This window comes from Thermofilum uzonense (assembly GCF_000993805.1).
Classification (GTDB): domain Archaea; phylum Thermoproteota; class Thermoprotei; order Thermofilales; family Thermofilaceae; genus Thermofilum; species Thermofilum uzonense.
The window spans coordinates 682,779-705,642 of record NZ_CP009961.1 but is presented as its reverse complement, the minus strand read 5'-3'; the positions used below and the strand labels follow the sequence as shown (position 1 = coordinate 705,642).

The 22,864-nt window shown below is 48.8% G+C and carries 23 protein-coding genes and 2 pseudogenes; 17 read left to right on the top strand and 8 right to left on the bottom strand.

The genetic code is table 11. The features are described from left to right. The first annotated feature begins 21 nt into the window (after positions 1-21). The 3 genes from MA03_RS03570 (at position 22) to MA03_RS03560 (ending at position 3,204) form a co-directional block, all read left to right on the top strand. Positions 22-1,239: an Nre family DNA repair protein gene (locus MA03_RS03570; RefSeq protein WP_052883962.1), complete on the top strand. Its 1,218-nt coding sequence runs from the start codon at positions 22-24 to the stop codon at positions 1,237-1,239. Beyond that, positions 1,236-2,072, top strand: coding sequence for an SPL family radical SAM protein (locus MA03_RS03565; RefSeq protein WP_052883961.1), 837 nt, complete (start codon positions 1,236-1,238; stop codon positions 2,070-2,072). The genes MA03_RS03570 and MA03_RS03565 overlap by 4 nt, the downstream gene beginning before the upstream one ends. A 337-nt stretch (positions 2,073-2,409) precedes the next feature. After that, complete coding sequence (locus MA03_RS03560; RefSeq protein ID WP_052883960.1) at positions 2,410-3,204, top strand: hypothetical protein; 795 nt, start codon at positions 2,410-2,412, stop codon at positions 3,202-3,204. Between the two features lie 267 nt (positions 3,205-3,471). Here the strand turns inward: MA03_RS03560 and MA03_RS08985 are convergent, their stop codons facing one another. Next, entirely contained in the window at positions 3,472-3,603 is a 132-nt protein-coding gene (locus MA03_RS08985) for a hypothetical protein (RefSeq protein ID WP_257719668.1), read from the bottom strand. Positions 3,604-4,053: 450 nt separating this feature from the next. Between MA03_RS08985 and MA03_RS03555 the strand changes: the two genes are divergently transcribed. From MA03_RS03555 to MA03_RS09100, 6 genes and pseudogenes are all read left to right on the top strand, one after another. After that, a complete protein-coding gene (locus tag MA03_RS03555; RefSeq protein ID WP_191118729.1) occupies positions 4,054-4,776 on the top strand; it encodes a carotenoid biosynthesis protein in 723 nt (240 codons plus the stop codon). A 335-nt stretch (positions 4,777-5,111) separates the two neighbouring features. Then, the gene (locus MA03_RS03550) at positions 5,112-6,389 is read left to right on the top strand and encodes an ABC transporter substrate-binding protein (RefSeq protein WP_052884884.1); all 1,278 of its coding nucleotides are present in this window, start codon (positions 5,112-5,114) and stop codon (positions 6,387-6,389) included. A 17-nt stretch (positions 6,390-6,406) separates the two neighbouring features. Beyond that, positions 6,407-7,366: a branched-chain amino acid ABC transporter permease gene (locus MA03_RS03545; RefSeq protein ID WP_052883958.1), complete on the top strand. Its 960-nt coding sequence runs from the start codon at positions 6,407-6,409 to the stop codon at positions 7,364-7,366. Next, positions 7,363-8,397 carry a branched-chain amino acid ABC transporter permease gene (locus MA03_RS03540; RefSeq protein WP_052883957.1) on the top strand — a complete coding sequence of 345 codons (1,035 nt, stop codon included), beginning with the start codon at positions 7,363-7,365 and terminating at the stop codon, positions 8,395-8,397. Before MA03_RS03545 ends, MA03_RS03540 begins: the two co-directional genes overlap by 4 nt. A gap of 5 nt (positions 8,398-8,402) precedes the next feature. Continuing rightward, entirely contained in the window at positions 8,403-9,179 is a 777-nt protein-coding gene (locus MA03_RS03535) for an ABC transporter ATP-binding protein (RefSeq protein WP_052883956.1), read from the top strand. Positions 9,180-9,210: 31 nt separating this feature from the next. Next, a pseudogene (locus tag MA03_RS09100) lies at positions 9,211-9,657 on the top strand (ABC transporter ATP-binding protein); the annotation flags it as partial. A 278-nt stretch (positions 9,658-9,935) separates the two neighbouring features. Here the strand turns inward: MA03_RS09100 and MA03_RS03525 are convergent. Together MA03_RS03525 and MA03_RS03520 are read right to left on the bottom strand one after the other, a co-directional pair. After that, complete coding sequence (locus tag MA03_RS03525; RefSeq protein WP_052883954.1) at positions 9,936-11,390, bottom strand: tRNA uridine(34) 5-carboxymethylaminomethyl modification radical SAM/GNAT enzyme Elp3; 1,455 nt, start codon at positions 11,388-11,390, stop codon at positions 9,936-9,938. Then, entirely contained in the window at positions 11,374-12,045 is a 672-nt protein-coding gene (locus tag MA03_RS03520) for a class I SAM-dependent methyltransferase (protein WP_052883953.1), read from the bottom strand. Before MA03_RS03520 ends, MA03_RS03525 begins: the two co-directional genes overlap by 17 nt. A gap of 172 nt (positions 12,046-12,217) precedes the next feature. On the opposite strand from MA03_RS03520, the gene MA03_RS03515 reads away from it, so the two are divergent. Beyond that, positions 12,218-12,904 carry a phosphoglycolate phosphatase gene (locus tag MA03_RS03515; protein WP_052883952.1) on the top strand — a complete coding sequence of 229 codons (687 nt, stop codon included), beginning with the start codon at positions 12,218-12,220 and terminating at the stop codon, positions 12,902-12,904. A gap of 52 nt (positions 12,905-12,956) precedes the next feature. Here the strand turns inward: MA03_RS03515 and MA03_RS03510 are convergent, their stop codons facing one another. Continuing rightward, positions 12,957-14,411, bottom strand: a complete 1,455-nt coding sequence (locus MA03_RS03510; protein ID WP_052883951.1) for an MATE family efflux transporter — start codon at positions 14,409-14,411, stop codon at positions 12,957-12,959. Positions 14,412-14,453: 42 nt separating this feature from the next. Beyond that, positions 14,454-14,996: an NUDIX hydrolase gene (locus tag MA03_RS03505; protein ID WP_052883950.1), complete on the bottom strand. Its 543-nt coding sequence runs from the start codon at positions 14,994-14,996 to the stop codon at positions 14,454-14,456. Between the two features lie 179 nt (positions 14,997-15,175). On the opposite strand from MA03_RS03505, the gene MA03_RS03500 reads away from it, so the two are divergent. The 4 genes from MA03_RS03500 to MA03_RS03485 all read left to right on the top strand — a co-directional run bounded on the left by MA03_RS03500 (position 15,176) and on the right by MA03_RS03485 (position 17,642). After that, positions 15,176-15,499: a DUF4870 domain-containing protein gene (locus MA03_RS03500; protein WP_052883949.1), complete on the top strand. Its 324-nt coding sequence runs from the start codon at positions 15,176-15,178 to the stop codon at positions 15,497-15,499. A gap of 101 nt (positions 15,500-15,600) precedes the next feature. Then, entirely contained in the window at positions 15,601-16,734 is a 1,134-nt protein-coding gene (locus MA03_RS03495; RefSeq protein WP_052884883.1) for a tyrosine--tRNA ligase, read from the top strand. 6 nt (positions 16,735-16,740) lie between these two features. Further along, the gene (locus tag MA03_RS03490) at positions 16,741-17,208 is read left to right on the top strand and encodes an aminoacyl-tRNA deacylase (protein ID WP_338034403.1); all 468 of its coding nucleotides are present in this window, start codon (positions 16,741-16,743) and stop codon (positions 17,206-17,208) included. Between the two features lie 44 nt (positions 17,209-17,252). Beyond that, positions 17,253-17,642: a CopG family ribbon-helix-helix protein gene (locus MA03_RS03485; RefSeq protein WP_338034402.1), complete on the top strand. Its 390-nt coding sequence runs from the start codon at positions 17,253-17,255 to the stop codon at positions 17,640-17,642. Here MA03_RS03485 and MA03_RS03480 read toward each other — a convergent pair. Further along, positions 17,639-18,916 carry a radical SAM protein gene (locus MA03_RS03480; protein ID WP_052883946.1) on the bottom strand — a complete coding sequence of 426 codons (1,278 nt, stop codon included), beginning with the start codon at positions 18,914-18,916 and terminating at the stop codon, positions 17,639-17,641. The two genes, MA03_RS03485 and MA03_RS03480, sit on opposite strands and share 4 nt — an antisense overlap. 194 nt (positions 18,917-19,110) lie before the next feature. Between MA03_RS03480 and MA03_RS03475 the strand changes: the two genes are divergently transcribed. Then, positions 19,111-19,641 carry a class I SAM-dependent methyltransferase gene (locus tag MA03_RS03475; protein ID WP_191118727.1) on the top strand — a complete coding sequence of 177 codons (531 nt, stop codon included), beginning with the start codon at positions 19,111-19,113 and terminating at the stop codon, positions 19,639-19,641. Positions 19,642-19,648: 7 nt separating this feature from the next. Here the strand turns inward: MA03_RS03475 and MA03_RS08925 are convergent. Beyond that, positions 19,649-20,311, bottom strand: a pseudogene (locus tag MA03_RS08925) (DUF4349 domain-containing protein). A 349-nt stretch (positions 20,312-20,660) separates the two neighbouring features. Between MA03_RS08925 and MA03_RS03460 the strand changes: the two are divergent. Next, positions 20,661-21,365 carry an HAD family hydrolase gene (locus tag MA03_RS03460; RefSeq protein WP_052883942.1) on the top strand — a complete coding sequence of 235 codons (705 nt, stop codon included), beginning with the start codon at positions 20,661-20,663 and terminating at the stop codon, positions 21,363-21,365. Here the strand turns inward: MA03_RS03460 and MA03_RS03455 are convergent. Continuing rightward, positions 21,362-22,162: a carbon-nitrogen hydrolase family protein gene (locus MA03_RS03455; RefSeq protein WP_191118726.1), complete on the bottom strand. Its 801-nt coding sequence runs from the start codon at positions 22,160-22,162 to the stop codon at positions 21,362-21,364. The two genes, MA03_RS03460 and MA03_RS03455, sit on opposite strands and share 4 nt — an antisense overlap. A gap of 36 nt (positions 22,163-22,198) precedes the next feature. Between MA03_RS03455 and MA03_RS03450 the strand changes: the two genes are divergently transcribed. Further along, entirely contained in the window at positions 22,199-22,807 is a 609-nt protein-coding gene (locus MA03_RS03450) for a GNAT family N-acetyltransferase (RefSeq protein ID WP_052883940.1), read from the top strand. The last annotated feature ends 57 nt before the right edge of the window (positions 22,808-22,864 follow it).

The window sequence follows — 22,864 nt, the reverse complement described above, 5'->3', positions numbered from 1 at the left end:
TAATGTAACAACAGGCAGCAGATGTCTTCACGCGTAACAAACATGTGTTTAAAGTGCAGGGGGGCCAAGAACCTTTGCGGGCTTCCCACCTGCCCCTTCATGTCCATTTGGAAGTCTCTAGGCCAGATAAGGCCACCTACTAGCAGCGAACTGGAGGCACCATCACCTCCATCTGTATTTGTAGGGAGGGTTGGTTACCCTAAGGTCCGCGTTGCTCCATCTGTTGCAACTCTGGAGGGCGACCCCTCGGTGTACGATTCACCCGAGAGATGGCTGGACTATAGCCTAGACGAGATACTCAAGTTTCGGTTTGGACTAGTCATGGGTAACCTCCACTTCGACGTGAGGCGTCCAGACCTCGTAAATGAAATAGCGCTCCTCTCCGCATCCTCTAAGCCTCTAGACGTCATGGTCAGGTTTGTCAAGCCCCCACGAGGCCTAAGGCTTGACCCGCATGCACCCCCCTTCGGACCCTCAGGGGTTGCCGAAAAAATCAGGGTTCTGGATAACCCTAAAATTCCTAGACCCGTAGAGAAGTTCCTTGGAGATGACGGTGTGCGTTCAGAGGAAGCTGTTTGGTCCTTATACGAGTCCGGGTTGCCCGTCTCTACGATACAGAGGGTTTTCTCTGTGGGGCTCCTTGGTAAGACTCCTCTTAGGAGGCTTGTGCCTACGAGATGGTCCATAACAGCTGTGGATGACATGGTATCGCGGAGAATTATTCGGGAAGTCAAAGGATACCCTACAATCGACTCCTTCCTATTCTTTGAGAGAAAGCACTCTAATAACCTGTTTGTCGGGATACTAGCTCCCTATTCGTGGAGCTTCGAGTGGATAGAGGCCTGGTTCCCGCACACCACCTGGAATCCGGGCACAGCCGTGGAGGTAGAGGCGGACTGGGAGGGCTTTAAGGGGCGTACAGAGTACGCTTCTCTAGGAGGATGCTACTACGCCTCAAGGCTTGCCAGTGCTGAGTACCTGAGAAGGGAGAGGAGGCAGGCTACAGTGCTTTTGATAAGGGAGATTTATGAGGGCTTCTTCCTACCCATAGGAGTCTGGTTTGTACGCGAGAACGTCCGGGCCCTCTTCAGAGGCAAGCCGGAAAAATATGATAATCTTCGTGACGTGATCGAGAGATTAGGTAAGACGACAAGGCTCCCGGTTAGAGTATGGCTTGAGAAGTCTCGAATTCTAAGGGATCTCTTAAAGCAGGCAAGGCTAGAGGTGAGCAGCTCCTGAACATCACCTATAAGAGGATACGCGTTACCCACGCTTTATCTAAGTCCGGGCTACCGGATTTAGATTACTCCTTTAATCCTTATGCTGGGTGTGCGCATGCCTGTATCTACTGCTACGCTAGGGCTTTTACCCGCTACGAGGAAGTCTCCAGGAACTGGGGTAGAATTGTGTACATAAAGGAGAACATAATAGATGTTTTAAGAGACGAGATCGTCAGTTTAAAAAAAGGGGTGGTAGGAGTCTCCACTATAACAGATCCATACCAGCCAATCGAGTCCGTCGAAAAGCTTACAAGGCTTGGAGTCGAGCTACTCCTGCGTAGCGGATTCAAGGTAAGTATTCAGACAAAGTCACCCCTAGTGACCCGGGATCTCGACATTTTAGAGCGTTATCGTGGACAGGTCAACGTGGGCTTCACTATAACCACGCTAAACCCCAAGATAGCATCTTTAATAGAGCCAAATTCGCCTTCTCCACTTGCTCGGGCTGAAGCCCTTAAAAGAGTCTCGTCGAGGGGGCTTGATACATGGGTATTTCTAGGACCGATAATCAGGGGGGTAAACGATACTCGATCTTCTCTCGAGCAGGTCATCGACCTTGCCTTCGAAACAGGCTCGAAGCTATTCTACGACTTCTACCATCATAGACCAGAGCTGGCCGAGAGTATGAAACCCTTGCTCGTTGAAAACCCGCTGGCCACAGGTGCGCCTAGAATTTGGCGTGAGAGAGTCCAGGAAGTTATCCGAGCTTTATGTGATGAGAGGGGTATTGAATGTATACCCGAGTTCCAAGCCCAGCCTGTTGAGAGGAAAATAGATGATTTTCTTGGATGATTTTTACAACTAACAAGCATTAACTTTGAATTGTTTTATCATTTTCTGGAAATCTATTAATGAAATTTTACAATATATCAAGTATAAACGAAAAATTAGTTTGAGCCTATGCTTCTTTCAAGGCACTAGCTTAAAATATATTTACACGCGTGCTAGTAGACATGTCTCTGCTTAACTTACCTACGAGGAATTTCGATTAAATATGCGCCGGGAAAGTCGCAATACGTGGGGGAACAAGTCTGTTGCACTCTAAAAGGGGTAAAAAATCTCATATATGCGTGTACGATTTGAAATAACTTTTTTAACTGGCAACACTGGTAGATTCAGAGGATAAATTGTGATCACCGCGGAGCTCTATGAATTTATTGTCAGAGTGGTCGAGGAAAAGGTAAAGGACATTAAGGTCACACGAGAGGAATTCGACCAGTTAAGAAGAACTGTTGAGAAAGGCCTCGCTGAGCTTGCTAAGAGGGTTGATGAGCTTGCTGCGGCACAGGCTGCAACGGAGAGAAGGCTAGAGGAGCTCGCCAAGAGGGTTGATCAGCTCGCTGCCGCACAAGCTGCAACCGAGAGAAGATTAGAGGAACTCGCTAAGAGGGTTGATCAGCTTGCGGCTGCTCAGGCTGCAACGGAGAGAAGGCTAGAGGAGCTTGCTAAGAGGGTTGATGAGCTTGCTGCGGCACAGGCTGCAACGCAAAGACAAGTCGAAAAGCTCGCTGCAGCTGTGGATGCGCTACGGATTCAGGTTGGAAGGTTATCAGAGACTGTAGGCTTCACCTTGGAGGATTTAGCTAAGGATCTTCTACCCTATTGGCTTCGCGGCCGTCTTGGTGTAGAAGTTGAAAGCTTGGAAAGGAAAATCATAGAGCTTGAAGGAGAGGAGGTCGAGGTCGATCTGTACGCTTGGGGAGTGCTTGGGGACAAGAAGGTACTGGTGGTGGGAGAGGTAAAGTCGAGGATCTATGAGGACGACGTCAACGCTTTTTACCGGAAGGTTGTTGCCCCTCTCTCAGCAAAGATGGGCGTAGAGATTATAGGGATACTTTTCGGTTTCGCCATCCATCCAAGGGCGGAGACACGCGCCCGGGAATTGGGCATGCACGCAGTAACCGCGTATAAGGCCCGAGTCTAACACTGCTCGAAAAATAGCTTTTTAACAAGGAAAAGCCCCTCCTCTAATAATCCTTTTCCTTATCAGGTATTCATGGGTTTTTCCAGCTGCTAGTCTTCCGCCGCGCATGGCTAGGCCAATATTTGAGGGGCCGCGTGTTACGTCTCCAGCGCTAATCCGCCGAGAATAGTTGTCATAAAGTTTCCTTCAACCTTGACGGTTCCGTCCTTGTTGAACTCTATACCAAGGCTTTTCAAGTATCTTAGCATGTGCTTTGCGGGGCCACGCTCATAGGTCTCCTTTAGGCATGATGACGGAGGCTCCGTACTCCCTTACCGCGAGCTCAGCGATGTCCACGGCTGTAAGGCCTACTCCCACTATACTTACTCTACCAGTGAGCAGCGGAGTCGGAACTTTCATGAAGCCTAGCCCATTCATCACGAACTGCGTTATCCAGGTCAGTGCAGCGTATGCGTTCTCCTTATCTCCTCCGGGGATTTTTAGCCTTCTGCCTTTCCAGTTTCAAGTAGCTATAAGGGCGGCGTCATAGTCCTCGAGAAGCCTGTCGAGGACATCCACCCTATACCCCTTATAGATGAGAGCTCCAGCCGCAGCGAGAACAGCTGGATCAGAACCGATGATTGTAACTTTTCTGCCGCTAGAGGGTGCAGCCGTCTTACATGAGGTGAATCTTATCTAGATACGGAATAGAAGGTATCTGTTGTCAAATTTAAAGAAAATGCTGAATATTTTATATGAAGATACTCAATATTCATAAATAGATTATAAGGAGATGCATACAAATAAAAATCACCGAATAACTAAAGGATAGGCTACAAGTTTAAATTCATGGGAGGGAATCAACAGGAGATGCTTAGGAATATTCAAATAGGCTCTCTTGTGCTGTCACTCGGATACATTTTCTCATTCTTCCTTACGGTGTTTGGATCAAGAACACTGGGTGATCTCGTATTACTGATCTTTGTCTGCTTGTCTTGCGTACTAGTTGCCAGAGAGTGGGTTAAAGCCCCGCTGATCCTCATTTCTGGCTCTCTAATAGGCTTTATAGCCGAATATATAGGTCTAAGGCTCGGGGCTCCCTTTGGATCCTACACCTATAATGCTTTCAGAGCAGCACGGGTGCTAGGAGTTCCCATTCCCATAATATTGGCATGGGGGATATACCTATACACCTGTTATCTCGCCTCCGCAACGCTTGTAAAAGAACGGTGGAAACGAATACTTGTTGCAAGCCTTCTTATGGTTAACCTCGACCTTGCTGTGGATCCTGTCATGGTTAAGCTTGGATTGTGGTCTTGGAGTCAACAAGGCCCCTGGTTCGGAGTCCCCTTAAGTAATTATGCCGGTTGGTTCATTGTTTCACTGCTCTCCCTCCTCGTCTATGCAATGTTTTCAGGAAGGGAACCGGAAAAAGTGAGCATAATAGCATATATACCATATCTCTCCACTTACACACAACTCTTCTATCTTGCAGAATTAGAGGTTTTACCGGCGGTTACGGTGAGCTTCCTGGTTTCCATCATTCCTTTGACTCTAATATCCACGAAAAAAGGCTTAAATCGGAACCTATAGGAAGAATGAAGGTTTTGATGCGGAGGTACCAGCTTTATGGATTAGTGAATTCTTAGTCTCATGAATATTTTTCTTTATTTTTCTTCTGTTTTTTAACTTTTATCTCCGGGAAAACGTGATTACGAGTCGGTCTTTAAGTAAAAACCAGGGTATTTCTTGTACATCGAGATTCCCATTCTGTAAAGGTTTGCTCCATTGGACTGGGACAAATAGATCGAAGAGAGCTACTCTTTCTAATTTTTCATAAAGTTTAAATTAAAAACTTTTTAGGAATAGAGTAGAAAAAAATATAAATTATTTCTACGAGGATGCCTAAACCCCTCAGGGGTGGAAACATGGGTGAGTCATCGGCTACGAAGACTTCGGTAGTGAACGTAAAGATAATTGCTGTGGCAGTCATTGCTCTCCTTGTGGGTGTTGCCATAGGCTTCGCTGCCTCCAGCGCATTATCGGGAGGCGCAGGGGGATCTTCGGCGCAACAGCCTAAAAAAGTAATCCAGATAGGTTTTACGCTTCCCCTTACGGGCTCGCTCTCCTCCATAGGTAAAATATGGGAGAAAGTAGCCTACATGGCGATTGATGACTTGAATCAAGAGGTTCAAGCATATGGATTCAACGTTGAGTTCAAGCCTGTAATACTGGATGATGGCACTTCTCCTGAGAAGGCCCTGCAGAACGTTCAGACTTTCGCTCAACAGGGAATAAAAGTAGTTATTGGTCCTGCGGCCAGCTCACAAGTCAAGGCTGTGAAAAGCTTCGCCGACAGCAACCAAATAGTAATCATTTCACCCTCATCGACCGCGCCAACCTTAGCCATTCCCAATGACTTCATCTTCAGGACAGTTGGCAGTGATGCTGGTCAAGCTAAGGTGCTCGCAACCCTCGCATACCAGGAAGGCGCGAGGAAGGTTATAGTCTTCCATAGGAACGACGAGTACGGTAATGCTTTTGCTGACTTTTTCAAGAGGTACTTCAGCGAAATGGGAGGCACTGCTCTCGACATGCCGTACCAGTCTGACCTCTCCGACTACGCCGCTGAAGTTGCGAGTCTCGCTAACAAGGTTCAATCCGAGAAAGCTGACGCTGTCGTGCTCATATCCTTCGACACCGATGGAGGTAACATTCTCTCCCATGCAGCCGAGTCGCAGGTTCTCTCAAGCATTAGATGGTTCATCTCAGAAGGCCCCCACGGTGCATCGGAGCTTACCGCTCCCGCGGTAGGCGCCTTTGCGGCCAAGACAAAACTGCTGGGTACGAGGCCACTCTTCATAGCGAATCCACTCTACGAGGATTTCAAGCAGAGACTGAAAAGCAAGTATGGTGTTGAGGCGAGCGTGTTCTGCGACAACCTCTATGATGCTGTGAAACTCGCTGGATGGGCCATCCTTAGAGCTGGAAGCAACGACGGCAATGCTATCAGAAATGCACTCGTAGAAGTAGCCAAAAACTACTACGGGGTTAGCGGGTGGACTATCTTCGATGATGCGGGAGATAAAGCCTACCAAGACTACGGTGTATGGGCAATTGTGAAAGGAGCGACTGGCTACGAGTTCAAGGATGTAGGTGTATACGAGCGTGGATCGATAGTGTTCCTCGAGAAACCGTACCCATAAAAAGGTGTTTTTTGGTAATGCTACCCGGTTATCCTTTCTCCGTAATTAATTTTCTTTTATATACTTTCTTCTATCTTCTCTTCTCCATCCCCTTAACGCTCAGCTACAGGACGACACGTGTCATTAACTTTGCACACGCCAACTTCATCACCTACGGGATCTACACCGCTGTATTTCTCAACGGGATTCTAGGCAACTCTAGCCTTTTTATAGCTACTATATCGGCTTTCCTAGTCGCTGGCATAATTGCTGTGGCAAACCACGTGTTTGTGTTTAAGCCGCTCGAGAAGCGTGGAGCTTCAATGAACCTTATAATGATTGCTTCTATGGGTCTTTGGATCATGTATAACTACGTTCTCTACATGATTGCAGACATAGCACATGCGATGATAGGTATGAATTTTATATCCTACGGTAGAATAACATACAAGGATGTGCCGGAGCTAGTAGTTAACGGTGTTAGCCTTTCATCCACTTTCACAGCCGGCTTACTCTACACATCGGCAATACTACTCGGCCTGTACCTCTTCCTCGAAAAGACAATATTAGGAAAAGCGGTTAGAGCTGTCTCAGATAACCCACTTCTATCCGAGATCTCGGGGATTCCCCGAGACAGCATTGTTTTACTAACATGGTTTATCTGTGGGGGTATCGCAGGGCTTGGCGGCGCGCTCTGGACAAGCTTCTCAGGAACAGTGACCCCGACCTCAGGCGACGCAATGATACTCCAGGTCTTCACGGTAAGCTTCATCGGAGGACTGGTTTCTCTACTGAGGACAGGCATTGGTGCCGTAGCAATAGCCTTCATCGAGAACATAGGGATAGCGTACCTTAACTCCCTCTTCAACGTTCCTACAAGCTTCAGACCTTTCCTCACCTTCCTAACCCTCTTAACCATCCTGATAGTTTCCCCGCCTCTAGGAGCAGCTGGAGGGCTGCCCTACAGGTTCAGGAGTAAAAAGGTGAAAGAAAAATGATAGACCCGATAGGCTTTATGATAAGTTGGCTAACAATATTCGGGATATACTCTATACTAGCCATTACTCTAAACTTCGAGTCGGGAACAAGTGGTGTCACGAACTTCGGCAAGGTCTTCTTCTATGGCTTAGGAGCCTATACCACCGCCATGCTAACAGTGTATTTGTTTTTAATTCTAAACGGTATTGACGTTTCAAAGACGCCTCCCTATGACATTAAGGGAATAATATATCTTGGTGAATTAGCTAACAAGAACCCCCTACTAAACATGACGCTACTATTGTTGTCCTTCATGCTGGCTTTCATGATAGCAGGTATAACAGGATACATGTTAAGCTATCCAATAGTGAGGGTTGGCCCTGCCTTCGTAGGTTTTACGCTCCTAAGCACGGGGGAGCTCTTCAGGATTTTCCTACAACACTATGACCCAGCCGGTGGGAGCAGAGGGCTTATGAGCATCCCCAACCCCTTCGCATGGGTTCCCGATGCTAGAACCAGGGAGCTCCTCTTCCTACTCCTAGTTTTAGGCGTTTTAACTCTCACATACGTCACTATGCACAGGCTCGTAAACTCCCCCCTCGGTAGGACTCTGAGAGCCGTTCGAGACGACGAGGTCGCAGCACTATGCCTCGGAAAAGACGTGCCTCGACTAAAGGCGACCGTCCTCTTCATCGGCTCAGGCTTCACCGGTATAGCTGGCTCCCTCCTAGCATACTATATGACTTCCGTTAACCCCGACATGTTCGTGCCTGCAGTTACCTTCAACGTCTGGGCTATGATAATACTTGGGGGTATGGGGAACCTTCGAGGCGCCCTCCTTGGCTCAGCCATCTTTACCTTCTTCGACAGGGCACTCTCCTTCATAACACCGCAGCTGGGCGTGACGATCATATCGCCCGACTATGTGAGGGGCTTCATGGTAGGCTTCCTAATAGTAGCTGTCCTCCTATACAAGCCCCAAGGCTTACTACCTGAAGGACGTGTAGAGACCCCAGCATGGGAAGAACAGGCTAGCTTCAACAAGGGGTGAGGTCAATGGGCAGTATATTGGAGGTTCAGAGCGTCTCCAAGAGATTCGGGGGAATAATCGCGCTAGACAAGGTCTCGCTAAGCGTGCCTCAAGGAGCAGTCGTAGGCCTCATAGGACCAAACGGAAGCGGAAAGACAACTCTCTTCAACGTAGTCACAGGTTTCTACGTTCCCGACGCAGGAGAGGTATGGTTTAATAACAACGGATCATCGGAAAGGATAGACGGCTTAAACCCTAACGACGTCTTCGCGAAGGGCATAGTTAGAACCTTCCAGATCCCACGTCTCTTCAAGTCACTCACAGTGCTGGAAAACCTGCTCGTAACGCCCCTGCAACAGAAAGGTGAAAACCCGCTTAAAGCCCTTAACCCTGAAGTATGGGGCGAAGAGGAGAGAAGGCTAGCACGCAAGGCTCTATCCTTGCTGAAACGCTTCGGCCTACTCGAATACGCCCACGTAAAGGTATCTGAGCTCAGCGGAGCACATATAAAGCTGCTTGAGACCATGAGGGGTTTAATGACGGATGCCCGGCTCTTTTTGCTTGATGAACCAGCAGCGGGAGTCGAGGCGGGGGCAGCGCACGAGCTCTTCAGGCTTGTGAAGGGCTTGCAGGGAGATGGCTACACATTCTTTATTGTGGAGCACAGGATAGAGATATTGATGCAGTACGTGGAGTACGTCTACGTCATGCACAACGGGAAGCTCCTAGCAGAGGGTAAGCCTGAAGAGATAATATCAAACGAGAAGGTCATAGAAGCATACATAGGTGGTGGGAGTGCTTAGAATAGTGGACTTGTACTCGGGCTACGGTAAGATGAAGGTTATCCAGGGAGTCAGCTTCGAGCTAGGGAAAGGGGAAATAGCTGCCATACTGGGTCCTAATGGTGCGGGCAAGACGACACTTCTCAACAGCGTCTTCGGCTTAGCCGCCATACACCGTGGAGAAGTTTACTTTAACGGTACTAAGATAACCGGGATGAAGCCCTCAGAGATAGTGAAGAGGGGATTGAGCTACTCTCCTCAGCTCGACAACGTGTTCCCCAACCTTACAGTCGAGGAAAACCTTCTAGTTGGATCCTTTATCAGGGGCAGGGACCCCTCTGTCAGGGCGGATATTGAGGACGTGCTTGAACTTTTCCCAGAGATAAAGAGGCGTAGACACCAAAAGGCCAAAACCCTTAGCGGGGGTGAAAGACAAATGCTGGCTGTCGCAAGGGCCTTGATGACGAAGCCCAGTGCACTTCTACTGGATGAGCCTACCGCGGGCCTTTCGCCGAAGGCGGCTTCCACTCTGATGTCTAAAGTCAAGGAGATAAAGGAGACCAGGAGTGTGGCAGTGCTACTTGTAGAGCAGAACGTTGCAAAGGCTCTCGAGATAGCTGAGAGGGTTGCAGTCCTCGTCAGCGGTAGGATCGTCAAAGAGGGATCGGCGGAGGAGTTCAAAGCCGTACAGGTAGAATCACTCTTCTTCACTGGGAAATGAGAACTCGTAGAGGCATAGTATTTCCAATTCTCTAATCTATACTGGTAGGGAATCCACTACTCTAACGGTTTGTACATGTAGAAGGAGCCCGGCAAGACCTCATAGCCGAGCTTCCTGTAATACTCTCTTGTACCTACAGCTGAGATCACGAGCATCTTTCTAGCACCATAATAGTCATGCGCTATGGTTTCAGCCTCCCTTATCAATCTCCTCCCGAGCCCTAGGTGTTGCCACCACTCACTCTCTCGCCCGACAGGTGTCTCAGGACCGTAAACGTGGAGTTCCCTTATAAAAGCTGTATTCGAGTCGACCTCCCATCTATGAGCCTGCTCGCTCGGTATCCTCAACCTCAGGAAACCGAAGAGGACCTCCTGGTCGCTGCTCTCAAAAGAAATAAATTCCTCGAAGCCACCGTTCGCCTCGTACCTCCTTCTGGTGAGTTTGGCTTCACTTATACTGGGCTTCACCCCAGTCCAGAGGGCAAACCGGCCTACCTCCCTGCACCTTATGCATCGACACTTTAACCCCTTATTGCGCATGTAATCCCATACGATCTCGCGTAGGTTGTTGACTGGTGGTCCATCAGCAACCTCCTGTAAAGGGACATCACGCTGAATCCTTATTATCCGTACCCAGGGCGGGGTGATCGACTTTATACGGGCTATCAGCTCGACTAGGGTGTCCATATCGTAGGGCTTGTACTCCCCCCTCTTCCAGAGATTGTAAAGCCCGCTTCCAGGGATTACGAGTGTGGGATAAATCTTAACGGAGTCAGGCATGAACTCCTCGCTTGTATAGATCTCCTTAAAAGCCTCGAAGTCCCTGTCAGGGTCGGATCCTGGGAGGCCCAGCATCATATGGTATGTGACTTTATAGCCGGCATCCTTCAAGATTCTGGTTGCTTTGATGCTCTCCTTGACGCCGTGACCCCTGTTTACGCGTGCAAGCACGTCGTCATAGATTGTCTGGACGCCTAGCTCGATCCTCGTAGCCCCCAGGTGTAAAAACCAGTCGACGTGTTCCTCCATGCTCCAGTCAGGCCTTGTCTCTAACGTTAAACCTACGCATCTAATCCCGGCGGTCTCATTCCTTTTCATCGCCTCATCTAGGCTAGGGCTCCCTTCAGGATCCCCTGGGAACCTGTTCAAAGCTTCAAGCGCCTGGGCCACGAACCACTCCTGGTAATCCCTCGGCATGGCCGGAAACGTCCCACCCATCACGATCAACTCGACTTTGCTCGGCTCGTGGCCCATCGCAATGTACTGTTTGATTCGCAGCCTCACCTGGGCATAGGGGTCGTAGCCTACATGTAGAGCCCTGGCAACCGCGGGAGAAGTTTTAACATAGCTTTGCGGCGTCCCAGCCTCGGGTCCACCGGGGCAGTACAGGCATCGACCGTGGGGGCAAGGGTAGGGCTTCGCCATCACTGCTACTACAGTTACGCCTGAAAGCAGTCTCGTAGGCTTTTTTACTCCGCTGAAGAGGCTTAGACCTTTAGGAGTCTCCGGCATAGTACTCGACCACGATATTCCTTTTAAATAGTATAGGCTTATAGTCCCACAGGTAGAGTTTAAATCCCTTGTAGCCAGCCCTGCGAAGATCTTCCCTAAACTCCATGGGCGTGTATAAGTGGTAGTATCTCTCACCCTTTCCACCCCAGCGAACCTTCACGTCCCGGGATAAGGAGGTGATGATCCTGGCAATGTTGGAGGGGCTGAGGGCACTCCAAACGGTTACGAGAACAAACCCTCTTGAGACTCTCTTCAACTCAATCAGAGCATCAACTCTGGCCTCTCTCTTCTCCAGGTGGTGTATTACAGCCGTGGCTAGCGTTGTCCTGAAAACTTTGTCGCGGAAAGGAAGTCTCTCGATAGAACCCTGTATGAACTCTATAAAGGCGGTTAGGCGCAGTCGCTGTGCCCGCCTTTTACCGCTAAACAGCATTCCAGTGCTAATATCAAGACACACCACATGGGTCGCCCCTAGTTGAGCAAGACTGCAAGCGATATACCCTGTTCCGCAACCCGCGTCGAGTACGGGTTCATTAACCCTGGAAGCTACTAGTTTTAACAGCTCCTTATACCACTTGGTTCTCCCCCTATCATAGACATTAGCCACATTATCGTAGACGGATAACGTACTCTCGTTTGGCGCTGAGCCCGACAATAATCCTCAAAGTTAGATAATTTCTCAGACTTTTAAATCATTATTGGGATAGTATGCTTTGATGAACTCGTATATGAGGCTTAACATACTCCTGATATGTATCATCCTCAGTGACGAAGGTTAAAAACTGTAAAAGATTTTTATTGTTTCCTGATTTAGTCGTACGAGACAAATGTCCTCTTGGATCTTCATTGACGTTGACTGGACTCTTACAGACCATGAGAGGAAGATAAGCAGCAGGGTAGTTGGTGTACTGGAAAAGTTGGTCTCTAGAGGATACGTCGTGGCGCTTGCAAGCGCTACAGCCTACCCTATAGTCTATGGTTTGGCCAGGTATCTCCCCACATCGGAGATGATTGTCGCAGAGAATGGAGGTGTAGTAGGATATAGAACTGAGCTAGAGGTTTTAGGCAGGGTAGACAAGGATAGGATAATAAGGGTTGCCGAGGAAAAGCTCTCATGCTGTTTGAGGAACAGCTGGCAAAATCTTTTCCGCTTCGTAGACGTCACTTTCGTAGTTAGGGAAAACATTGTGCCCGAGGTTGCGATACGGGAAGCTAAGAGAGTTTTCGAGCCTATGAATCTGGAGGTCATGTATAGCGGGGTGGCTCTACACGTGCATCCTCCAGGAATAAACAAGGGCCAGGGAATTAGAAAGCTGTTTGAGCTGCTCTCAGAGTCGCCCAAGAAGATCATAGCCATAGGTGACAGCGAGGTCGATATCGAGATGTTCAAGCTGGCAGACTTCTCAGCATGTCCATCCCACTCGCCGGACTATGTTAAGGAGAGCGTAGACTACGTGGCGTCAAGACCTTACAGCGATGGCTTCATAGAGATAGTCGAGAAGTTCCTTTTATGAAAACCATTTTATGAGATGATTGGTTTCTCTATTTTTTCAAGCAGAAAAACTCTCAGCCAGTGACGCTCACCGTCTTTAGACTCCTAGCTATACTCTGCATTAATCCCCGGAACCATGAGTCGATCAGATATAGCGTTGCAAAGTAAATGGCTCCACCCAGTAGAACTGCGAGTAGAGCCTCCCTTATCCTCCACGGGTCAATGACCAAAGCCACTAAAACCATGGGGATTGAAGACGCCACGTACCTCGAGAGACCTGAAGCAAGGCTTTTTAGATCGAGTAAGCCCCTTGTCATCGTATACAAGCCAAGTGTTACGAGGATTTCAGCAAAAAGCCAGGCAATCCTGGCGTAAACAGCAGTTGTTAAACTGTCCCCGAAATACAAGACTGCTATAAAAACACCCGCGATACCTATGGCTGCCTTAGCGACTCCAAGTAGGGTAGTCTTAAATATTGCTGTCTCAGCTAACATCCTGGGATGTACTGCGACTGTGTCTCTGGACTCCAAGCCCTGGACGGTGTCGCTGAGTATGGCGTTGAATACTCCCAGTAGGGCCGTCAGAGAGGCGACCCTTAGGACTGAGGATGCTTTCATGTAATCTGGGTTGAGTATATAGAGGAGGTTTGGAGCCAGGGCTATAGCCCCAAACATCGCGGGGACTCCCATTAGGAAGGTGAGTCTAAGTGTATCGTCTAGCTTCGCCTTTGCGTTTTCGGTGTTTGAGAGAAGGCTAGGGTATAGCCCTCTACTTAGAACGTAAGAGTAGCTTATCATGTTCGTGTACGTCAGCACGACGGTATAGTACGCCACTATCCTGTTAGAGGCAAGGTGCGATAGTATGGGGATATCCGCTAATGCGATGAGAGAGGCAGGGACTCCAATGAGATTTACCCACGAGTAAAGTATTATTCTTTTAGCTGTTTCGAGGCTGGGTTTATGTTTTAGATCTTCCCTCGTGAATAAGAGAAGGATTAGTGTCTGACCAGCGTGGCCCCCAAGCACTGCCAGCATGGCTGTGTAGAGGGTTACGTGAAGTGTTGTTGCAAAGACGACTGCCAGGATGAGCTTGGTTGTTTCAAAGACGAACTCTGTAATAGCTGAGAGGGTGGGGTTCACAGCGTAGAGTGAAGAGTATAGGGCAGAGTTTATGTAGTAAAATGGGATGTATAAAGCCGAGAGCAACACTATCTCATACGGAATTTTGAATGCATTCGTGATTCCATGCGAGAGAGATAAGAGGATAATAATTGATAAACTCGAGAAGAACACTGCTAGAACGAGTCCGCTGCTCGTAGCCGTGCCATCTCCACGAGCCCTGAATCTTGTAACCCAGTAGTTTACAATAGTCGCCAAACTCGCATACGACAAGATGGACGAGACAACACTCCAAGCTCCAAACTCGCTCGGGGTCAAGTTCCTTGTAATCAAGAGTACGAATAGTGCTCCTGTAACAACGCTATAGACGCGTTCAAGGTAAAATACAATTCCGGCCTTCTTCAACCCCATTTAGCACATTCACCTTAACCGTGACACTTTACAACTCATAGACTAGAGCCTCAAGTACCCCTTTTTCATGTTCAAGTAAAGGAAGACCCCTGTCATTGTTTTTAAATCTCCGAATCCCTTGGATGCTTGAGATATGTACTCTTCAGGAGTCATCTCAACCGTCTCCACGAGCTCCCCTATCTCGGGATGCTCGCCAACATATCTAAGGTTTTCCGCTAGGAAAAAGGTTAACACCTCGTCGCTATAACCAGGAGCTACACTGAAGCTCCCGAGAAGCTCCCATTTCTCAGCGATGAAACCCGTCTCCTCCTCAAGCTCGCGCTTGGCAGCTATGAGCGGCTCCTCGCCCTGCTCCACCCTCCCAGCTGGCAGCTCGATAATCCACCTCCTTAAAGGGGCCCTCCACTGCTTGACAAAGACAAGTCGATTCTCACTTTTTACAGGTACGATTACAGCCGCCTCGCCGAAAGCCACAACGTCTCGTGAGATGAGTTTTCCCTCGTATTCGACAAGCCTCCTGTAAAGCTTCACGCGGCTCCCTTGACACAGTAACTCGTCGCGAATACTGATAGGTTCACTTGCCACGAGCCTCTTAAGGTCTCGTTAATTTAAATATAGTTTTCAGTTGTTAGATGAACGTCCGGTTTTCTCGGAAAGGGAGCTTACCAGTGCTCGAAACGGCCCGTAAGGTTATCGAATAAGTTAAAGGCAAACACCGAATCTTTATAGAAATTAATATAAGTTCTAAAAGCCTTTAATAAATTATGAGTGAAACAAGCCTAGGGATCGACCCGAAGGTTGAAGCTGCTCTTTCATATGTTCTTGGACTTATTACCGGGATAATATTCTTACTACTTGAAACCAAGAACTACTTCGTGAGGTTCCACGCGATGCAGTCCACGCTAGCCTCCGTGACTTTAGCTGTTCTCCACTTAATCTTACCCTTCTTTGCGATGTTATGGTGGCTGCTAGAGCTAGTCGTTTTGATCGTTGGCATCGTGAAGTCCCTGCAAGGCGAGCTTTACAAGTTTCCGTTAATAGGGGATCTTGCAGCACAGCTTCTCCCTCCTCCTCCCCCACCTCAATGAAAAAGGTATAAACCAGGCAGCGAAACAGAAACATTTTTCTTTATATTCAACGGGAAAATTTAAGTTCACTATCAATATTTGGTGTCGCGTAGGTGCGAACCTTGCACGTGCAAGACATCCTAAGGCTCACAACGAGGGAGCCTGCTGAGGAGCTCCTCACTCCTGAGCGCCTAACAGAGATGGTGGAGCAGGGGGTCAGGCTTAAACACTACATTGGTTTTGAGGTCTCAGGACTCGTCCACCTTGGAACAGGCCTCATCTCAATGCAGAAGGTCGTAGACCTGCAGAAAGCGGGCATTGAGACGACCGTCTTCCTAGCGGACTACCACAGCTGGATAAACAAGAAGCTTGGAGGAGACCTCTCGACGATAAGACGCGTGGCTGGAGGATACTTTAAGGAGGCCCTCAAAGTGTCGATTAAGATAGCGGGCGGCGACCCCGAGAAGACGAAGTTCCTTATGGGATCGGAGGTGTACGAGAAGCTTGGCTTGGAATACTTTACGAATGTCGTCAAAGTCTCAATGGACACCACGCTTTCACGCGTACGAAGGTCTATAACTATTCTAGGCAGGAGGGAGGCTGAGTCGTTGAGCTTCGCCCAACTCCTGTACGTCCCAATGCAGGTGGCCGATATATTCTCGATGGGAGTCAACATTGCACACGGAGGCATGGATCAGAGAAAAGCCCACGTCATAGCCATAGAGGTGGGGGAGAGAGCCTTCAGCTACAAGCCGGTAGCGCTACACCACCACCTCCTCCCTGGACTGGCGCTAGACCAGGTGACTTGGGAGCGCCTTGTCGAGGCTAAAAGAAGGGGTGATAAAGACGAGTTCTCGGATGCGATAGCGGATGTCAAGATGTCAAAGTCAAAGCCCGAGACAGCAATATTCATTCATGACCGCGAGGAGGATGTCAGGAAGAAGATTCTAGGGGCTTTTTGTCCCGCGGGCGAGACCGAGCTAAACCCCGTCCTGGAGATTGCAAGGTATATAATATTCCGGGATAGAAGCGAGCCCCTTGAGGTTGTCAATAAAAAGACGGGGGCGAGGCTGATATTCTCAAGTTATCTCGAGCTTGAGGAAAGTTACAAGCAAAGAAAGGTCCACCCGTTGGATCTGAAACACGCTGTAGCCGACGAGCTTGCACGGATTCTAGAGCCAGCACGGAGACACTTCACAGAGGGACCGGGTCGAAGCTACCTGGAGGACCTCGAGTCAATCACAATTACCAGGTGATAACAACTGCTGGGCCCCGCCGACCTCGAGGCGTTCCTGAGGCGTAACGGGCTGAGATTCCAAATCGTAGAGGTTCCTGCTGCAGCTACCTCTGAAATGGCCTCCAAGAGTCTAGGTATATCCAAGGATAAAATTGCGAAATCTGTCCTTTTTCTTTCCGAAGACAACAATGTTGTATTGATTGTCCTTAGGTCTGACCGACGCGTGGACCAGTCAAAACTGGCGAAGATCCTAGGGTACAAGAAGTTGAGGCTTGCAAGAGACGAAGAGGTTTTAGCCTATACGGGTTACCCTCCTGGAGGTGTACCTCCGATCGGCCATTTGAGAGAAATACCTGTTTTTCTTGATGTAGAAGTATCTACTGGCGAATACTGGTGCGGTGGGGGTGACGATAAACATCTCCTGCTGCTCGACTTTAGCGAGGCGTCAAAGCTGAAAAACGTTGCTGTAATCGAGGTTCCCAAGAAAGAATAAATTATTTCAAGGCCAAAGCTAAATATACTCAATGGTGATTTCCTCTGAGACGGGTCTCGATTACTCTCCCTGATGACGCATATAGGGCCCTAGAGGAGCTCGTGTCTAAGACGGGCATATCAAACAGGTCGAGGATTATGGCTGATGCCGTCATGCTGCTGCGAGGACAGGAGCTCGAGGACAACAGGTTCTATGCTGGCAGCCTGGTGTTAATATATGATCACTCGAAGGGGGAGACGGTTTACGCGGTTACCGATGCCCAGCACGACTTCAATGATATTGTTAGAGGGACCACACACATTCATCTTTCGGAGGAGAAATGTGTGGAAATAACAACAGTTGTGGGCGAGGGGAAAAGAATAAAGGAGCTTGTCTCCCGCCTGCGAAAAGTAAGCGGCGTGATAACTGTACAGACTTGTTTTGTAGTACCTTAGAGGATGCAGTGGGCTAGCCCTGCACTATAGATACATTCATTGCAGCCCACGTCGTTCCCATAACAATCATACTGGTTGCTCTCAGTATACCAGCACCTCTTCGTAGCGAAGGGGCAGTCACCGCACCAAGGCACACCCTTCGAGAGGTTCTCACGGGTTTTTCTAAACTTGACGTATTCGGGTTTGTTCCATATTTCCTCTAGGCTTTCCTCAGCGACGTTGCCGAAGCGTACCGCCTTTATAATTTTAGAGTGAAGGTTAGTGTAGGCAGGGTGTTCGTATGCTAGATCCATGCACGGGGTTACACTACCGTCCCGCAAGATCATTGTGGCCTTTTCATCGATGTAGGGGCAGCTCCGTTGCAGTGAATCAGCGTACACGCTGGGCAGACGGATCTCTATTCCTGCATTTCGAGCGATCTCCCTGGCAGCCTCTAAATAGAGTTCAACGTCCCTCAAAATGCTCTCACGTGCCACAGCATCTCTAGCTATATCCGCGTTTACACTATACCCCTTCTCGAATATCTTCTCGACAAGCTGAATGTAGAGCTGCTGCTTCCCAGAAGAGACCAGTTTGTGGTGGGTAAGCATAGCATCATATATGGCTTCCTTGGCCAACGCGTCTAGCCTCCCTCCTGTAGACTTGTAAAACTCTACGGCTTCACGGCTAGCTGTTGTATAAACAGCCTCGCCGACTAGCATTGGGTGATATGGCACAACGTGTGATACCACTACGAAGTCGAGCTCTAGCTGGACAGCCTTCTCAACTAGCCTTGGGAGAAGCCTATAGTTGCTCTTCATAAGCACCGTAGCTATTCCTAGCTTAGATCCATACTCGCCCTTGAGCCTAGCCGCTGACTCGAGGTTATCCAGAACGCTGTACTGTTGTGAACCTATCCGAATCCTTGAAAGCGTTCCGAGCTCGGGGGCGTCTATGCTGAAAGCCACCTGATCAACTCCCGCCTCGAAGATGTTCCTAGCCCTCTCCGGGTCAAAAAGCGTTCCATTCGTGACAAAGTGGAGGAAGACGTTGTCGCCTAACCGCGTCCTAGCGTACCGCACAAAGTCTGGGAAGAGAGGGTGTGCTAGGGGCTCGCCAAAGCCGTAAAGGGCAATTCTCCGCACTTTCCCCACGGATTCATCGATAACTTTCTTATACAGAGAAAGGTCCATGTGACCAAACCTTTGTTGACCCCAGGTTCTCCTCACACACATGATGCAAGAGAGGTTACACACGTTGGTGGGCTCTATTTGTAAAACCTCCGGATAAGCCATTTGATAGTCATTGAGGCTGGCAGATATATGTTTTTATGAAATCCGAAGCTTTATAGGAAAAGTCTCTCTTAACTATTAATTTTAGATATAGGGGTATCTGGTAATAACACGATATAAAAAAGTTGAATAGGGCCTCATTAAAGCTTATAAATAATCTCTCTTTCAATCTTCAAGACATCAAACAGGTGCACGTGGTGTCCACTAAGCTACTCAGGGACCAGATCCGTGATATATACACAAGTATTGTGGAAAGGTCAGGCGCCTCATGTGTTGTATTCTCGAGTTCGGGGCTAAAGGAGGCTACAAGAGCTCTACTTGAATCCACCACCGCGGAGAGGTGCCTCGTGAACATACAGCCTGCTTTTCCCGAGACGACATTTTTCGAGCCAGCCGGGTCCTTGTCGGTCGACATCATGAACGGGGATCTCTCAGCTCTTCCTATCAGGGAGTCGTCGCTGAAGTTGATCTTATACGCCTTCATCATTGAAAGTATACCAGAAGTGAAATCCGTGTTGGCCGAGGCGAGACGGGTTTTAAGGGAGGGAGGCTATATAATTGTCGTAGAGTGGACTTCCTCTTCTAGATTACGACCTGAACCGGGTTTTTCTCTTGAAAGCCATATTGACGAGTTCAAAAAAGAATTTTCACAACTGTACAAGGTCGTTGACCTGAGGATTTTCAAGGACTATTTTATTGTAGCAGGGAGGAAGGAGCTCTCGGATTAGGAGAATTTTACTCCCCGGATTTCACTTTGAGCTGGGGTATTTTTCTCCGCAGGAGGCGGGTGTAGACAATCCAGGATGCGCCGACAAGGGCTATAATGGGCGTTAGGCCTATCAATGCAATAATGATCATTGAGATAACGTTTAGGGCTAAGGACACCCCGTCCCGTATCCAAGCAGTCGGGTTGATGCTGGGCCATTCTAGGGGCTTCTGACTTGGAGATATAGAAATATTGATCGTAGCGTATGTAATAGATCTTTCAAGATTTTTCAGCTGTGCCTCGTAGAACTCTATCTGATACCTCAAACTTGAAAGTCTATCCTCTATCTGAATCATGTCTGAGATGGTGGTCGCCCTCTCCAATAATTAGAGGAGTCTGTCCTCCTCAGCCTTTAGATTCCTAAGCCTTGCGTTGAGGTCTACCCATTGGTCGGTTACATCAATTGCGTTCTCCTGAAGCTTATCAAGTCTTCCTAATGAAGATATCTCTTTGACGGCCTCTTTATAGATTTGCGCGGGCACCTTGATCGTAACGCTAGCCCTTTGACCCGACTCCTCGCTGAAGTCAGTTGAAGATACGTATCCTCCCAGTTTTGCCGCAATGACAGTGATACTCTGCACCGTACTCTTCACGTCCTGAACACTCAAGCTCATATAGACAATATAGCTCATGTTTCGCTGACCCTCAATAAGGGCTGATGTTGGGAGCGTGGACGAGGCCTTTGAGACGGTCAGCGCCGGAGAAGCGAGCGGTGTCTCCGGAGTGACGGTGCTTCGCGTCGGGTATACTATGGGAGTAGAAAGCCTAGAACCGGATTGTTGGAGTTGTGTGCTTAGGAATGGTGCTAATAATAGCGATGCCAGAATACCCAGGAAAAATCCAGCTAGAAACAAGATAATTCCTCTTGGATTCATGGTCTTTCACTCGGGCTTTCCCGTTATATGGTTAACGTACTCGCATTACGCACCGGCTAGACGTATCTATGCAATATTAATTTACCCCCAGCTATGATGAAGCATCGTGAAGGGAGTAAGCTTCGATGTCTGGTCGACCCTCCTGAACGTGGATGTTTTCTACAAAGAGATAGCAAAGGCCCTCTCCGAGCTCAGCGGTAGGCAAGAGAACGAGGCGTTTTCATCCATCAAGAGGGCTTATACAGCTGTGAAGAATGCCCGGCGGCGTGGCGCAATCATTGGGGAGGATGTAATCTCGAGCTCAACAAGCATATTCCTTGAGTCACTTCCCGGCCTCACCAAGTATGAACTATACTGGGCTACCGCGAGGGCCGCAAACACGGTCGACCCTAAGCAACTGTTACTTGATGGAGCTATCGAAACCGTTGAGGAGCTTGACAGCAATGGTTATCAGCTAGCCGTTACAAGCAACGTCATATTCTGGCCAGGCTATGTGACGAGGATACTCCTCGATAAAGCAGGTCTCGGCAAATACTTTAAGGTACAGGTATACGCGGACGAGGCTAAATCCCTTAAACCCGACGCTAAGCCTTTCAGGGAAATGCTCCAGGCCCTAAGGGTTGAGACGGGTAGTTGCGTTCACGTCGGAGACAGCCCCCAGGAAGACCTCGCAGGAGCACTCAACGCTGGGCTTGCAGCCATCCTAGTAGACTGGGGGAGGAGAGAAATAGTTATAGACGAGAAACTCAGGATAGCGGTCGTCGGCTCGCTCAGGGAGGTGCCTGGCGTCGTGAAGCGTTTTCTCGGCTAGCCCCCTGTTAGATTACTATACCACTCGACGTAAAGATCTCGTCTCAGAAGCCTTAGCACGGGGACTCCTTTCCGGGCCTCCTCAACCTCGGATGGATCTATATCTACGATGATGCTTCTCTCCTCCTCTCCCAGATCGAGAAGCCTATGGCCCATGGGGCTCACAACTGTACTGTGGCCCGTGAAGAGCTCACCAGTCTGGTTCACGGCTACCAGAAAGAGAGTGTTCTCATGGGCGCGTGAAGCAGTTAGGGTCCACCACTGCTCAACCTTATAGGCGCCCCTATACCAAGCCGAAGGAACAACTATCAGATTTGCCCCTTTAAGCGCGAGTGCCCTGAAGAGTTCAGGGAACCTGAGGTCGAAGCAAACAGCGAGCCCTATAGTGAATTGTCCAACCTGTGCAAGGGCAAGTGAACTCCCGTGCGAGAATACCTCGGACTCCCGATACCCAAAAGCATCGAACAAGTGAATTTTCCTGTAAATAGATCTGATTACCCCCTGCTCGGCTAAGATTGCAGCGTTATAGGTCCCGCCTTCCTCACGGGTAAAAGAAGTGAATACAACTGCGACACCTAACTCCCTGCTCTTCTCCAGTATCCTGGAGTTAAAAGGGCCATCAAGTGGCTCGGCATTTGCATGGACATAGTCACGTGTAACTCCTCTTTCTCCAACGCCCATGAGGTACTCAGGGAATACATGTAGGTCGGCATCAAATGACTCTATAAGGCTTAGCGTCCTCTTCAAGTTCTCTTCCTTACCGGCTTTGACGGAAAACTGGTGTAGAGCAACTCTCACGTAAGTATTTATAGCGTTTTCCTTAAAAAATATAGCGTGGCAAGCCTCTCTAGCTCCTGCACCGGCTCGCACCGTGTTCTCTACTGGGCGTTTAAGAACAATCCGCTATTTAAGAGGTTATTCAGGGACAAGGCAAAGCTCCTAGAGTTCTTTTACGCTATTGAATTGTTAACTCGTTCTAGACTCTTTCGAGCCATATGTGTCGTTAAAGCCGGGCGCGTATTATCCGTTGCCATCCTCCACGACAATTCTAATACAGCCTCAGGCATTAGCAGGGAAGCTCTTACAAGCCTCCTGAGAAGCATTTCCCTAAGCCTTCTCCTAGAAGTCATGGGCTGGCTTGGAGAGAGTGTAAGGTATCGAGGATTGCTGAAGAGATTTGAGAATTCATGCCACCTGGTTTTCCTAGCCTCCTTAATTCCCGGTAAAGGGTACGGCTCCTCATCACTCAGAGGCGTCGAAGTAATCTGTAAGAAAATGGGTAAAGATTGGATTTTATTGGACGTTGATGTCGAGAACAGAGCCTTGAGGTTCTATTCTAGGAGAGGATACAGGCCAGTAGGCGTAGCGCTCTTCTCAGGCAGAAATTATGTCGTATTGGCTAAACCCTTACAGTGTTACGGGGCGAGGGGCACGGGCATGTAGGAAGAAATATAGGTTTCCACAGAGTTGTTAGATTTAAGGATGAAGAAGAGACGAACT

What these genes read in the sequence shown, in the direction of transcription:
- MA03_RS03570 (WP_052883962.1), top strand. Translation starts at nt 22, where the DNA reads ATGTCTTCACGCGTAACAAACATGTGTTTAAAGTGCAGGGGGGCCAAG.
- MA03_RS08985 (WP_257719668.1), bottom strand. Translation starts at nt 3,603, where the DNA reads ATGAAAGTTCCGACTCCGCTGCTCACTGGTAGAGTAAGTATAGTGGGA.
- MA03_RS03555 (WP_191118729.1), top strand. Translation starts at nt 4,054, where the DNA reads ATGCTTAGGAATATTCAAATAGGCTCTCTTGTGCTGTCACTCGGATAC.
- MA03_RS03550 (WP_052884884.1), top strand. Translation starts at nt 5,112, where the DNA reads ATGGGTGAGTCATCGGCTACGAAGACTTCGGTAGTGAACGTAAAGATA.
- MA03_RS03545 (WP_052883958.1), top strand. Translation starts at nt 6,407, where the DNA reads ATGCTACCCGGTTATCCTTTCTCCGTAATTAATTTTCTTTTATATACT.
- MA03_RS03540 (WP_052883957.1), top strand. Translation starts at nt 7,363, where the DNA reads ATGATAGACCCGATAGGCTTTATGATAAGTTGGCTAACAATATTCGGG.
- MA03_RS03535 (WP_052883956.1), top strand. Translation starts at nt 8,403, where the DNA reads ATGGGCAGTATATTGGAGGTTCAGAGCGTCTCCAAGAGATTCGGGGGA.
- MA03_RS03525 (WP_052883954.1), bottom strand. Translation starts at nt 11,390, where the DNA reads ATGCCGGAGACTCCTAAAGGTCTAAGCCTCTTCAGCGGAGTAAAAAAG.
- MA03_RS03515 (WP_052883952.1), top strand. Translation starts at nt 12,218, where the DNA reads ATGTCCTCTTGGATCTTCATTGACGTTGACTGGACTCTTACAGACCAT.
- MA03_RS03510 (WP_052883951.1), bottom strand. Translation starts at nt 14,411, where the DNA reads ATGGGGTTGAAGAAGGCCGGAATTGTATTTTACCTTGAACGCGTCTAT.
- MA03_RS03500 (WP_052883949.1), top strand. Translation starts at nt 15,176, where the DNA reads ATGAGTGAAACAAGCCTAGGGATCGACCCGAAGGTTGAAGCTGCTCTT.
- MA03_RS03480 (WP_052883946.1), bottom strand. Translation starts at nt 18,916, where the DNA reads ATGGCTTATCCGGAGGTTTTACAAATAGAGCCCACCAACGTGTGTAAC.